The organism is Streptomyces sp. LX-29, assembly GCF_029541745.1.
Taxonomy (GTDB): domain Bacteria; phylum Actinomycetota; class Actinomycetes; order Streptomycetales; family Streptomycetaceae; genus Streptomyces.
Genome location: NZ_CP089746.1, coordinates 4,934,696 through 4,947,754 on the forward strand (window position 1 = coordinate 4,934,696; position 13,059 = coordinate 4,947,754).

Consider the following 13,059-nt stretch of genomic DNA (forward strand, 5'->3'; position numbering starts at 1 on the left):
AGTGCAAGCGACGGGGAGAATGGCGTCCGTGCGGCACCTCCATGAACGCGATCCCGACGGCCCCCACGGCGCCAACCTCTCCGTGCTGCGCGGCCACAACGCCGCGCTGCTCCTCTCGTTGCTGCGGGACGCCGGCGAGGACGGGGTGAGCCGACCGGAGCTGGCCGAGCGCACGGGGCTCACCCCACAGGCCGTCAGCAAGATCACCGCGCGGCTGCGCGCGGACGGCCTGGCCGCCGAGGCCGGCACCCGCCCCTCCACCGGCGGCAAGCCGCGCACCGTGCTGCGGCTGGTGCGCGGGGCGCGCAGCGCGGTGGGGCTGCATCTGGACCGCGACGAGCTGACCGCGGTGCGCACCGATCTGACCGGGGAGCCGCTCGACATACGGGTGGCGCCGCTCGACTTCGGCGCGGGCGCTGAGGCGGTGCTGGACGCGGCGGTGGCGCAGGTCGCCGCGGTGCTGGCGCCGGACCGGGCGGTGCCGACGCCGGACGGGGCGGCGGCGCGGGACCAGGGAGCGGACCCGGTGGCGGGGGAGGAGCCGGCGGGCGAGCGGGTGGGCGGTGGTCGGGTGCTCGGGGTCGGCGTCGCGTCCCCCGGGCCGCTCGACCACGGCGCCGGAGTGCTGCGCCGCGTCACCGGCTTTCCGCACTGGGACGGCTTCCCGCTGCGCGACGCGCTCGCCGCGCGGCTCGGCCTGCCGGTCGTCCTCGACAAGGACACCAACGCCGCCGCGCTGGGCTTGGCGCGGCGTCCCGACGGGCCGGAGGGGTCGGCCGACTCGTTCGCCTATCTGCACCTGGGGACCGGGCTGGGCGCGGGGCTGGTGCTCGGCGGCGAGGTCTACCGCGGCGCGCGCACCGACGCCGGGGAGTTCGGCCACCAGGTGATCCAGCTGGACGGCCCGCCCTGCGGCTGCGGCGGCCGCGGCTGCGTCGAGGCCCTGTGCCTGGCAGCCGTCGCCGCCGGCGACCCGGCCCGCGCGGCCCGGCTGCTCGGCGTCGGCGCCGCCAACCTCGTTCGCCTCCTCGATGTCGACCGGGTGTTCCTCGGCGGCCGGACCGTGCTCGCCGACCCCGAGCCCTACGCCCGCGGGGTGGCCGCGGTCCTGGCCGCGGAGGCGGGCCGGTCCGGCGCCGGTCATGCGGTGGCGGTCGACGTGGCCGGGCGGGGCCGCCGCCTGGTGGCCGAGGGCGCGGCGCAACTGGTGCTCGGCCGCTTCTTCGGCCGGGCGTAGCGGGGCGCGCGGCGGTTCCGCGGCTGGTGCTGAGAGGCGGGCCGGTTTGGCGGGTCGGTGGGGGCAGGGCGGTTCCGTGGTCGGTGTGGCGGGGCGGGCCGGTTTGGCGGGTCGGTGGGGGCGGGGCGGTTCCGTGGTCGGCGTGGGCCGGGGTGATTCCGCGGTCGGCGGGGACGGCCCAGCGGTTCGCGGTCGGTGTGGGCCGAGGCGGTTCCGTGGTCGGGTGGGGGACAGCCTGGCGGTCCGCGGTCGGTGTGGGTCGGGGCGATTCCGCGGTTGGTGGGCGCGGCCCGGCGGTCCGTGGCCGGGTGGGGGACAGCCCGTTGGTCCGCGGTCGGTGTCGGCTGGGGCGATTCCGCGGTCGGGTGGGGCCGGCCCGGCGGCTTCGCGGTCGGGGGCGGGAAGTCCCGGCGGGGCGGGCCGGGGCGCGGAACGGCCGGGGGCTGCGCTGATCGAGGGGGATTGTGACGGCCACTCGGATGTCGTGCCGGGGCCGGGCCGCGCGGCGGCGGTCGGGTGGGGAAAGGCGCTGGGAGTCCCGCACAGCACCCCGCAGCGAAGGTGAGCCATGCGTCTGCCCAGCGCGCCCGCCGTCCGCCTGGTCATGGCCGCGCTGGTGGCCCTGACCCCGCTCGCGCCCGGGGCGTCCGCCGACGCCGTCGCGGCCGCTCGACACGGCGCCTCAGCCCGGCATCCCGCGCCCGTCACCGAGGCCGTGCCGATCGCCGCGGCCGTCGTCGAGGCCGTGCCGATCGCCGCGCCCGTCGCCGAGGCCGTGCCGACCGCCGCTGCCGTGCCCGGCTGTGGCGACGCGAAGAGCACCGACTTCCCGTTGGACGCGGCGCTGCAGGCGGACCCCAGCGACTACGCGCGCGGCGGCGATTGGCGGGTGTGGCGGTTGCAACTGCGGAACACCACCGAGCGGACCTGCCAGTCGATCCACCCGGTGGTGGTGATGGCGGGCCGGGACCGCAAGCTCCGGCCTCGACACATCCGGCTGGAGTTCCACGACAAGGAGCTGACCGCGGGGGAACGGCGCGTCCGGCAGGCGCGGTGGCGGCCGGTCCGCTTCGAGACGACCGACCAGCACGAGAGCATCGGCATCCTCGAAGCGCCCGGCTTCCCCGGCTTCACGGTGCCGGCCGACCGTTCCATCGAGGTGGCCCTGCGGCTCCGCCTCACCGACGACGCGCCGCTGGGCCCGGTCGTCGCCGCCGTCACCACGGTCCAGCGGCGGGACCGGGACGGCGACTGGGTCGGCCAGTCCGAGAACCACGCGTTCACGGTCGTCGCGGCCGCGCGGACGGAGGGCGGCGCCGGGGACGGCCGGGCGGAGGGCTCCACGGGCGACGACGCCCGCGGTGAGGCCGAGGACCGGCGCGAGTCGGACGGCCGGCGCGAGCACCACGGCCGGACCGAGAACGAGGGGCGCCCGTCCGCCGGTTCCGGCGCTCCCGCCCCGCCCGCCCCACCGGCCCTGGCCGACACCGGCCCCGCCCCCCGCCGCGCCGACCGGGCCGCGCTGCTCGCCCTCTCGGGAGCCAGCGCGGCGTGTCTGCTGGCCGGCGCCGCGCTGCTGGCGTCGGCGCGGCGGCTGCGGGTCGCCGCGGGCGGCGTTCGACGGACGGGCTGACGCGCTCCGCGTACGCCGCGCGCTCCGTGGGGCGCGGCGCGCGGCGCCTCGGGGCGGGGTGGCGCGCCACTTTCCGCCCGCCACTCGGGGCGGGTTTCTCTGGGGAGAGCTTGGCGGCGACGGCGCGCCGCCTGGGCATACTTGGCACGCTCTCGTCGCGGCCGGCGCGGAGCGAACGCGCTGATGGGCGAGTACGGGAGGTGCCCGATGACGGTGGTGAGCGGTGGCGGTCGGGTGATGCCGCAGGAGCGGCCGGAGGCGTCGTTCCGGTGCGGGGGTGGGAGCATCGACCCCCAGTGCGCCACCTGCGGCGGCACGGGCTGGATCGGCGACCAGATCGCCTGCCCCACGTGCAACTGCTCCGGCGAAGGCGCGTAAGCGGAGCGCGCGACCAGCGGCTCAGCCGCCCGACGACGGCGCGGTCCCGGTGTCGCCCCCTCGTGGGCGGGCGACGCGGTCAGGGATGCCCACGGGCGCGTTCGGGCGGTGGCGGGACGCGAGGATCGCGCCGTGGACTCCCCGTACGGCCGGAACCCGCCGCGCCGGTGAGCTTCCGTCATCCCCGGGAACGGCCGCAGGCCCCACGTACGACGCGGTGAAGGCGCGCATCGCCGCGCTGCGGGACGAGTGGGGCGAGGGTGGCACCCTGCCCACCGGGCGCGCTCTGGCGGAGGGGTACGGCGTCGCGCGGGAGACCGTACGGCAGGCGCGGCGCGAGCCGCTGGTGAAGGGGCGCGCGCGGCGGGCCGGTCGGGGCACGGTGGTGGCCGGGTTCGGGGACGCGGACGAGCGGCTGGAGGCCGTGCTCACACCCCGCGCGAGGCGCTGCTGAGCGGGACGCCGCCCGCGCTGCCCATGCTGCTCATCCCCTCGACTCCAGGCTCGGTCGGGGCGCCCGGCGCAAGGCCGACTCCGTCGGCGGCGGCTTCGCGGCCCGCGCCGACGGGGTGGCCACCGGCGACGACGCCGAGGAGCCGGCCGAGTCGATGAAGGGCGTGGAGATCTTCCGGCCCGACGGGGGCGACATCGACCAGAACCTCGGCCGTGACGTCGACATCGACCAGGACCTCGGCCGTGACGTCGGCGCGTGGACGTCGGCCGCCGGCGGCTGAATCCGCCCGTCTCCCCCTCCGTGGTGGAGATTTCACGGTGGCATCACCGCACGGCTCTGGCACATCACGACGACCCGCGTCAGGGTGACGGGCCGGTACCGCCACCCTCGACCCCGGGAGGACGACGTGTCCCGCAGCATCACCCGACGCTCCGTGCTCACCTCCGCCGCCGGCACCGCCGTGGTGGCCGTCGGCGGGCCGCCCACCCCTGCCGCCGCCGCGGCGCCCACCCTTCCGAACGGCACCAGCGCCGACAAGGTGCTGGTCGTCGGCATGGACGGACTGCGCCACGACCGCATCGCCGCCGCCGGCGCCCCCACCCTCACCGGGCTGATGGCGGGCGGCACCTTCGGGGCGAGCCTGTTGTACGCGCCGCCGATGGCGGCCACCTCCTCCGGCCCCGGCTGGTCCACCATCGCCACCGGCGTGTGGCCCGACAAGCACGGCGTGCGGGACAACTCCTTCGCCGGCAAGGACTACGGTCGCTACCCCGGCTTCCTGGCCCGGCTGGCCCAGGTGCGGCCGGGGCTGTCCACCTTCGCGGCGGTGGACTGGAAGCCCCTGGACGCCCAGGGCACGGTCACCCCCGGCGCCGACGCCAAGGTGGTCTACGACGGCGACGCCGAGGGCTATGTCAGCGCCGACGAGCGGCTGACCGTCGACACCGTCGGCGTGCTCCGCGACCAGAACCCCGACGTCGTCTTCGTCTACCTCGGCAACACCGACGTGGTCGCGCACGCGAGCGGCACCGGCCGGAGATACCTGGACGCCATCGCCGTGCAGGACCGGCAGTTGGGACGGCTGCTGGCCGCGATCGAGGCGCGCCCGAGCCGGGCCGCCGAGCGCTGGACCGTCATCGTCGCCACCGACCACGGTCATCTGGACGCCGGCGGCCACGGCGGCAGCGGCATCGCGGAGCGCCGCACCTTCGTGCTCGCCCAGGGCCCGGGCATCCCGGCCGGCGCCCGGCCCGCCGACACCCGGCTGGTCGATGTCGCCGCCACCGTCTTCCACCAGCTCGGCGTCCCGGTCGAGCCGGCCTGGGGGCTGGACGGCAAGCCGATCCAGCGGCGGGCCGGCGACGCCTTCGAGACGCTGTACGGCGCGCTCTCGCCGCGCGTGGACGAGACCGGCATCCCGGCCGGCGTCCTGGGACACACGCACACCCCGCCCAGCGGCTGGTCGGTCGTCAACTCCGCGATGGGCGGCGGCGGGGTGAGCGAGTGGCGGGGTTGGGCCTTCGCCACCGACGAGTTCTGGAGCCGCACCCAGCGCGACCAGTGGCGGGAGCTGAACGTCCGCTCCCGCGGCGTGTTCGCGGTCGCCGACTCCGACGAGTGGGCGGACCGGAGCTTCTCCGGGACGTACGACTCCACGCTGGTCAGCCCGGCGTATCCGGTCGGCGGGGCCACCACCGTACGGCTGGACTTCACCACCCACTACCGGCGGGAGGGGAACCAGACCGCACAGGTCCTCGCCTCCTGGAACGGCGCCACGCCGGTCCCGGTCCGGAGCTACACCTCCGATGTGGTCTCCCAGCCGCAGTCGCTGACCCTGGACGTGCCGGCCGGCGCCTCCAGCGTGAGCTTTCGCTTCCGTTACACCGGGTCCAACAACTGGTACTGGGTGATCGACGGAGTCGACGTGACCAGCGCCTGACGGGCCGAGCCTGACTAGGCTGGTCTCGCACAACCGTCTCATCGCAACCGCAAGAGAGCAGGTCACATGGGAGAGCGGAAGCCGATCGAGTCCTGGCTCACCGACATGGACGGCGTGCTGATCCATGAGGGGGTGCCGATCCCCGGCGCGGACGCGTTCCTGTCCCGGCTGCGGGAGTCCGGAAGCCCCTTCCTCGTGCTCACCAACAACTCCATCTACACGCCGCGGGACCTGCACGCCCGGCTCGCCCGGATGGGGCTGGACGTGCCCGTCGAGAACATCTGGACCTCGGCGCTGGCCACCGCCCAGTTCCTGGACGACCAGCGGCCGGGCGGCACCGCGTACGTCATCGGCGAGGCGGGGCTCACCACCGCGCTGCACGACATCGGCTACGTCCTCACCGACGCCGAGCCGGACTACGTGGTGCTGGGCGAGACCCGCACCTACAGCTTCGAGGCGCTCACCAAGGCCATCCGGTTGATCAACGAGGGGGCGCGGTTCATCGCGACCAACCCCGACGAGACCGGCCCGAGCCCGAAGGGCGTACTGCCCGCCACCGGCTCGGTCGCCGCGCTGATCACCAAGGCCACGGGCCGCGAGCCGTACTTCGTCGGCAAGCCCAACCCGCTGATGATGCGGGCCGGGCTGAACGCCATCGGGGCGCACTCCGAGACCAGCGCGATGATCGGGGACCGGATGGACACCGATGTGCTGGCCGGCCTGGAGGCGGGGATGCGGACCTTCCTGGTGCTCACCGGCCTCACCCGTCCGGAGGAGATCGACCGGTACCCCTTCCGGCCGTCCCGCGTGGTGGACTCCATCGCCGACCTGGTGGACCTCGTGCAGTAGCCCTTCGCCTCCTCACCCGAACGGCCCAGCCGGGGCCCGCAGCGGATGCGGGTCCCGGCCGTTCTTGTGAGCCTTCTGGGGTAACGGGAGGTTCACTATGCGTTCCCAGCGAATAACTCTCTGTGCCGCCACCGTGGCGGCCATCGCCTGCGTCTCCGTCGCCCCCGCCCCCGCCGCCTTCGCGGCGCCGGGCACCGCGGCCGTCGTCCGCGCGGACGACCGGCACGAGGACGACCGCGACGACCGGCACCGCGGACAGGACGAGGACCGTGGCGGCTACGGCCGCCACGACGAGGACGAAGGCCGGGGGGACGGGGGCCGCGGCGAGGACCACGGCCGTCACGACGAGGGCGGCGACCGCCACGGCGGAGGCCAGGGCGACCACGGCCGTCCGGACGAGGACTTCGGCGGCGGCTTCGGGCGCGGGGACTCCGGCGGAGACGACTTCGGTCGCGGCGACTCCGGTCGCGGTGGCGGTGACGACGGCTACGGGGGCCGGCCGGGGATACCGCACGAGCCCTACGCCCCGGTCCACGCCGGCGGTGGCGCCACCGCACGCAGCGACCAGTCCCGCGGGTTCGGCGGGGTGGAGGCGTACGGACTGGTGCTCGCGGGCGGCGCGGCCGTCGCGGTGGGCGGCCTGGCCGTGTACCGGCGCCGCGCGGCCCGCTCCACGTCCCGCTCCTCCGACGGCTGACCGGACCGATGTCCGAGGAAGCCGACGCGCCCGCGGAGCCCGCGGCCGGCTCCCCGCGAAGCGGTACCGCCCGGCTGCTCACGGGGGTGGCCTGGGCGGTGCTGCTGATCGGCCTGTGGCTGTGGGGCCGCGGCGCGTCCGACGGCACACCCACCGCCACCGGCGATGTGGCGGCCGTCGGCCGGCCGCCGGTGCTGGGGCTGCCCGCGGCGCACGCCCCGCTGACGGCCGCCCAGCCGCGGCAGGTCGTCATCGACTCGGCCAAGGTGCGGGCCCCCGTCGTCGCCCGCGGCCTCGACGCCGCGGGCGGGGTGGCCCCGCCGCCCTACGACCGGCCCGGCGCCGTCGGCTGGTACCGCGGCGGTCCCTCGCCCGGCTCCTCCGGTGCCGCGGTGCTGGTCGGCCACGTCGACACCGACTCCCGGCCCGCGGTCTTCTACCACCTCAGCGGGATGAAGCCCGGTCAGAAGGTCCGCGTCGGCCGTTCCGACGGCTCCGTCGCCGAGTTCACCGTCGAGGAGGTCGAGGTCATCTCCTACGCCCGCTTCGACCCCCGGCGCGTCTACGGCCCCCGCGCCGCGCACCGCGCCGAACTCCGCCTCATCACCTGCGGCGGCACCTTCGACCGTGCCCGCCACACCTACACCGCCAACGTCGTCGTGTCCGCCTATCTGACCGATGTGACGGCGGCCCCGAAGTCGCGGACGGCCGCCGGACGTCGGGGGCTGGAAGCGGTGTCGCGCGCGCCGGGCGTGCGCCCTGGCTGAGCCCGCTCGGGCCGGTCGATGCCTCCCCCAAGGGTGGGCGGGGTGTGTAAGGATGGATTCGACCGGCCTTGTCCCGTGCGTGCCAAGGGGGAGTGGATGTACGGCAGTGATACCGGCCGTCGGCGCAGGGTGGTCTGCGCGTTATCCGTGGTGGGGGCGCTAGTGACGCTGTCGGGGTGTTTCGGGTCGTCGGACGCCGACGACGGACCCCGCGCCGCCGCGCCGCCCAAGCAGCGGCCCAAGTCGGCGGTGCCGTACTGGGTGAACCCGGACGGCAGCGCGGCCCGCCAGGTCGCGGCCTACCGCGACCAGGGGGCGGACGAGAAGGCGGCACAGATCTCGAAGATCGCCGACCAGCCGGTGGCGGAGTGGATCGGCACCGAGGACCCGGAGGGGCAGACCCGCGGCTTCACCGAGGCCGCGGCGCGGGCCGATCGGGACGCGCTGCTGGTCTTCTACAACATCCCGCACCGCGACTGCGGGAAGTACTCCAAGGGTGGCGCGGCCGACGGCGACGCGTACCGCGCCTGGTTGGACAAGGCGGTCAAGGGGATCGGCGACCGGGCCGCCACCGTCATCCTGGAGCCGGACGCGCTGCCGCACGTGGTCGACGGGTGCACCCCACGGCAGTTCCACGAGGAGCGGTACCACCTGCTCACCGGCGCCGTCTCCGAGCTCAAGTCGCTGCCCAACACCAAGGTGTACCTGGACGCGGGCAACCCGGCGTGGATCACCGACCCGGGCCGGATGGTGGAGCCGCTGAAGCGGGCGGGCATCGACATGGCCGACGGCTTCGCCCTCAACACCTCCAACTACCAGACCACCGCGAAGAACACGGAGTACGGCAAGCGGCTCTCCGCGATGGTCGGTGACAAGCCCTTCGTCATAGACACCAGCCGCAACGGAAACGGGCCCGCGCCGCACCGCGAGGACCCCGAGGCGTGGTGCAACCCCGCCGGCCGGGCCCTGGGGGAGCGGCCGACCACGCACACCGGCGAGGACCTGGTCGACGCCTATCTGTGGATCAAGCGCCCGGGCGAGTCCGACGGCACCTGCAAGGGCGGCCCACGGGCGGGCCAGTGGTGGCCCCGCTACGCGCTCGATCTGGCCCGCAATTCCCGCTGAGCGGCGGCCACCCGGCGTGGCGAGGGCGGTGCGGGAGGGGAGCCCCGGCCCCCGTCCCCGCCCGCCGGTCAGAACGTGGGCACCTTCTCGTCCTCGGGGACCTTCAGCCACACGGCCTTCGACGGCGTCCCCGCGCCGTCGAGCACATGGAGCATGTACCAACCGGGCGGCACCAGGGACGGGTCCTTGGGGACGGTGATCGTGAGGTCGTCCTTGGTCGTGGTGAACTCCACCTCGATCGACCGCTGCTCGATGTTGGTGACATGGGTGAAGGAACCGGGTCGGATCAGCCGCGCCTTCCGGATCTTCGCGGCGTCCGCGGTGCGGTACGTGGCCTTCCCGCCCAGCTTCACCACCTTCCGCTCGGTGTCGCTCAGCGCGGGGCGTGAGTCGCGGTAGAGGTACGGCGGCGAGTAGATGTCGATCTGCTGCTGGAACTTCCCGGGCTTGGTGTTGGCCTTGTCGCCGAAGAGCGAGTCGGAGCCGAAGGTCATCACCCGGCCGTCGGGCAGCAGCAGCGCCCCGGAGTGGTAGTTGCGCCCGACCAGCGGGTCCGCGACCCCGCGCGAGGTGTTCGTCCTGGGGTCGTAGACCTCGGCCTTGAGGACGTTGCTGGCGTTGCGCCCGCGGTAGTCGCCGGAGCCGTTGGTGGTGAGGACCGTGTCGTCGGGCAGGATCACGCTGCTCGGGTAGCGGGCCTTGGCGTACAGCGGCGGGCCGTCCTTGAAGCGCGGGTTCTTGTCGTGCAGGTCCACGATCCGGGTCTTCTCGGTGGACTTGGGGTCCTCACCGACCCCGCCGCCGCCGAGCACCATGTACCGCTGGTCCTGCGCGGGCGGCAGCAGCACGGACATGGAGGTCTCCAGGGCGTCCGGGTCGCTGATGCCGGGGACCACGTCGAACTGGTTGCTCTTCACGTCCCACAACCCGGGGGTGCGGCCCTTGTCGGCCGGTCCGTAGCCGGCGTTGGAACCGGTGTAGAAGATCTTCCCCTTCTCGGTGAGGAAGAGCGCCGGGTAGGTGGGGAAGAACCGCTGCTTGGGCAGGTAGGTCCACTTCTTGGTCTTGGGGTCGTACAGTTCGTTCTTCCCGGGCACGACCTGGCCGATCTCGTCCAGACCGGAGACCGAGAGCACCTTTCCGTCCTGGAGTGTGGTGAGGGTCGGATACCAGCGCGCCTCGTTCATCGGGTCGACCGTGATGTAGCGCTCGCTGACCGGGTCGAATTCAAAGGAATCCTTGATGCCCTGGAAATCCTTCTTGTCGAAGGAGAGCTTCTGCGCGATGCCGTAGAAGTTCTGGGCGTCCTTCCCCTTGAGACCCGCGATGCGGTAGTTGTCCTCGGTGCCGGTCTGGTGTTTCTTTCCCTTGTGGAGCGCCTCCACATAGACCCGGGCGGTGCTGGCGGTCACCGTGACCTTGCCGGTCTTCTTGTTCTTGGTCTTCTTGGCGCGCGGCACCAGCACCGGGTCCTTGGACTCGAAGGTCTTTCCGTTCGCCTTTCCGGTGAAACGGGTGCCGGCGCGGAAGGTCCGCGGCTTGTCCGGGTTCTCGTTGTGGACGAACATCAGCCCGCCGGCCTTCTCGACGTCGCCCTCCAGCTTCTCGTACCGCTGGGTGCCGCCGGCGACCAGGAGTCTGCCGTCCGGGAGCTGGGTGTGTCCGGCGCAGAACATGTCCTTGGGGGTGGGGATGTTCTTGAAGGTGTTGTCCTCGGGGTTCCACAGCACCGAGCGGAAGGACTTGGCGGCGAAGTTGGCGGCGTTGTTGCCGGAGCCGGCCACCAGCAGCACCTTGCCGGTGTGGAGCAGGGCGGCGTGGATCGTGTTGATCCGGTTGTCCTCGGGAACGTCCACCACCTTCCAGTGGCCGTTCTTCGCCTTGTACTCCGGTCGGTTGATTTTGTAATGGTGGTATTTGTCGGCACTGAAGCGATAGAGGGCCGGTCCGTTGAATCCGGCCAGCACGATCACGGCCGCCGCACCGACCGCATAGCGGCGGGTGCGGCGTGTGGGTCGGTACTTCACTTGTCACGTCCCCCAAGGGCGGTCTTCGACTTCCGTTTCTCCTGGCGCACGGTCCACCGCCAGGCGATGATCGGGGCTGCCGTGATGACGAGCGCGAGCGAGGCCCAAACGGTCATCGCGGGATGACTGTGGCCGAAGTAGAAGGACGAGGCGAGCGACCCGCCGAAGACCAACAGGAAGAAGAGGTGGATACGGAAGGTTCCGAACAGCGTGTCGGGGCTGGCCGAGTCCCCCTTCGGGGTCACCACGAACCTGCTCTTGCGGCGCAGTACGGCATCCATGAGCGAGCGTGCGTAGATGGGTGCGGAGAGTGCGGACATCACCATTCCGGCGACCCCGCCGGAGCCCTCGGGCTCGTGCGGGGAGACGTTGTGCCGCCGGTTCCAGATGTACAGGCCGATCTGCAGGGCGGAGGCGTTGCCGTAGAGCATCATCCAGGTGACCGGGTCGACCTGGAGTCCGGCGGCGCCGAAGCCCAGGAAGAGCGCGCAGCTCAGGGCGGCGAGGATCCAGTTGAGCGCCGACATCGGGTAGAAGATGATCATCATCGTGTAGTTGAAGAACGTGCCCGGCGGCAGGGTGAAGGGCGCCTTCCAGAACTGCTTGAGGATCGTCTCGTAGGTGCCCCGGGACCAGCGCAACTGCTGGGTGAAGAAGTCGGTCCACGCGTTCGGCCCCTCGCCGACGGCGAGCACGTCCGGGGTGTACACCGAGCGCCACTTCTTCCCGGTGGCCGGGTTGCGGTGCCGATGCAGCTCGAAGCCGGTGGCCATGTCCTCGGTGATGGAGTCGTAGAGGCCGCCGATCCCCTTCAGCGCCTTGATGCGCACGGCGTTGCTCGTGCCCACGAACATCGGCGCGCCATAGGCGTTTCCGGCCCGCTGGATGAGCGCGTGGAAGAGGAACTGCTGGCTCTCGGCGGCCTTGGTGACGGCCGCGTCGTAGTTCCCGTAGACCTGCGGTCCGATGACGAAGGCGACGTCCGGGTCGCGGAAGAAGCCGAGCATCCGCTCCAGGTAGTTGGGGAGCGGGACGTGGTCGGTGTCGACGGAGGCGAAGTAGTCGTAGTCGTCGCCGTGGGCGTCCAGCCAGGCGTTGTAGTTGCCGTGCTTGGTCCTGGCCCGGTGCGGGCCCGACGGTTGGTTCCACTTCGCCACGCCCTTGCGGCTGAAGTGGTGCACGCCGAGGCGGGCGCAGACCCGCTTGACCTCCGGGTCGTCGCCCTCGTCCAGCAGCCAGACGTGCATCACCCCGCGGTGGCGCACTCTGACCGCCGCCTCCAGGGTGCGGGTCACCATCTCCAGCGGCTCCTTGCCGGGCACGAAGGAGGTGAGGAAGGCGACGCGGGTACCGGACTCGGGCACCACCGGGATCGGGTCGCGGGCCACCAGGGTGGCGTGGGCGTTGGACGTCACGTTCAGGGTGCGGAATAACTCGATCAGCCCTATGGACACCAGCATGACCGTGTCCAGCACCACCATGACCTGTGAGGAGCCGCCGCGCTCGCTCCAGTGGTCCGGCTGCATCAGCCACAGCAGCAGCCCCAGGGAGACCAGCGGGGCGGCGCCCAGGAGCAGCGCGGCGCCGATGCGGTGCGGCTCGTCGGCCACCAGGCTGCGGTAGCGCACCCGGTAGGGCCGGCTGGGGTCCGGCTGGGTCAGGGGCCCGGCGAGTCGGCTGTAGTGCTCGTAGTCGTAGCGCGGCAGCGGCTTGCGCGGCGGCGGCTGACGGTGCCGGTCGGGCCCGGCCTGATGCGGCCGCGGCACGCGGAGGCGTGTCGTCGCGGACGGGTCAAAGGTGTGGTGTTGCCGGGCGCCAGTCGGCGTCGACGTCATAAGTCCATCCCCCCGCACGCAAGGCTGACTGCGTGTCTCACTGTTCGGCCCTCGCCCAGTCCCCCATGGACCGCTGGGGACGCCACCGCGCGGGGCGGCCGTCCCTCGGATTGCAGGT

General features: G+C 73.2%; 12 protein-coding genes. 10 read left to right on the forward strand and 2 right to left on the reverse strand.

The annotated features are described in order from the left end of the window. The first annotated feature begins 19 nt into the window (after positions 1-19). From LRS74_RS21250 to LRS74_RS21295, 10 genes are all read left to right on the forward strand, one after another. Positions 20-1,237, forward strand: coding sequence for an ROK family protein (locus LRS74_RS21250; protein WP_277742482.1), 1,218 nt, complete (start codon positions 20-22; stop codon positions 1,235-1,237). A gap of 568 nt (positions 1,238-1,805) precedes the next feature. Continuing rightward, on the forward strand, positions 1,806-2,870 hold the full coding sequence (locus LRS74_RS21255) for a hypothetical protein (protein WP_277742483.1): 1,065 nt from the start codon (positions 1,806-1,808) through the stop codon (positions 2,868-2,870). A 207-nt stretch (positions 2,871-3,077) separates the two neighbouring features. Then, positions 3,078-3,248 (forward strand): hypothetical protein, encoded by a 171-nt coding sequence (locus LRS74_RS21260; RefSeq protein WP_277742484.1) that lies wholly within the window; start codon positions 3,078-3,080, stop codon positions 3,246-3,248. A gap of 217 nt (positions 3,249-3,465) precedes the next feature. Then, complete coding sequence (locus LRS74_RS21265) at positions 3,466-3,702, forward strand: hypothetical protein (RefSeq protein WP_347178149.1); 237 nt, start codon at positions 3,466-3,468, stop codon at positions 3,700-3,702. A 115-nt stretch (positions 3,703-3,817) separates the two neighbouring features. Further along, on the forward strand, positions 3,818-3,982 hold the full coding sequence (locus tag LRS74_RS21270; protein WP_277742485.1) for a hypothetical protein: 165 nt from the start codon (positions 3,818-3,820) through the stop codon (positions 3,980-3,982). 126 nt (positions 3,983-4,108) lie between these two features. Then, a complete protein-coding gene (locus LRS74_RS21275; protein WP_277742486.1) occupies positions 4,109-5,641 on the forward strand; it encodes an alkaline phosphatase family protein in 1,533 nt (510 codons plus the stop codon). Between the two features lie 66 nt (positions 5,642-5,707). Further along, positions 5,708-6,490: an HAD-IIA family hydrolase gene (locus tag LRS74_RS21280; RefSeq protein WP_277742487.1), complete on the forward strand. Its 783-nt coding sequence runs from the start codon at positions 5,708-5,710 to the stop codon at positions 6,488-6,490. Positions 6,491-6,587: 97 nt separating this feature from the next. Then, positions 6,588-7,187, forward strand: coding sequence for a hypothetical protein (locus LRS74_RS21285; RefSeq protein ID WP_277742488.1), 600 nt, complete (start codon positions 6,588-6,590; stop codon positions 7,185-7,187). Between the two features lie 8 nt (positions 7,188-7,195). Beyond that, positions 7,196-7,954, forward strand: coding sequence for a class F sortase (locus tag LRS74_RS21290; RefSeq protein ID WP_277742489.1), 759 nt, complete (start codon positions 7,196-7,198; stop codon positions 7,952-7,954). 96 nt (positions 7,955-8,050) lie between these two features. Then, positions 8,051-9,079 carry a glycoside hydrolase family 6 protein gene (locus LRS74_RS21295; protein ID WP_277742490.1) on the forward strand — a complete coding sequence of 343 codons (1,029 nt, stop codon included), beginning with the start codon at positions 8,051-8,053 and terminating at the stop codon, positions 9,077-9,079. 68 nt (positions 9,080-9,147) lie between these two features. On the opposite strand, the gene LRS74_RS21300 is transcribed toward LRS74_RS21295, so the two are convergent. Together LRS74_RS21300 and LRS74_RS21305 are read right to left on the reverse strand one after the other, a co-directional pair. Continuing rightward, positions 9,148-11,106, reverse strand: coding sequence for a kelch motif-containing protein (locus LRS74_RS21300; RefSeq protein ID WP_277742491.1), 1,959 nt, complete (start codon positions 11,104-11,106; stop codon positions 9,148-9,150). Beyond that, on the reverse strand, positions 11,103-12,941 hold the full coding sequence (locus LRS74_RS21305) for a cellulose synthase catalytic subunit (RefSeq protein ID WP_277742492.1): 1,839 nt from the start codon (positions 12,939-12,941) through the stop codon (positions 11,103-11,105). The genes LRS74_RS21300 and LRS74_RS21305 overlap by 4 nt, the downstream gene beginning before the upstream one ends. Positions 12,942-13,059: the final 118 nt, after the last annotated feature.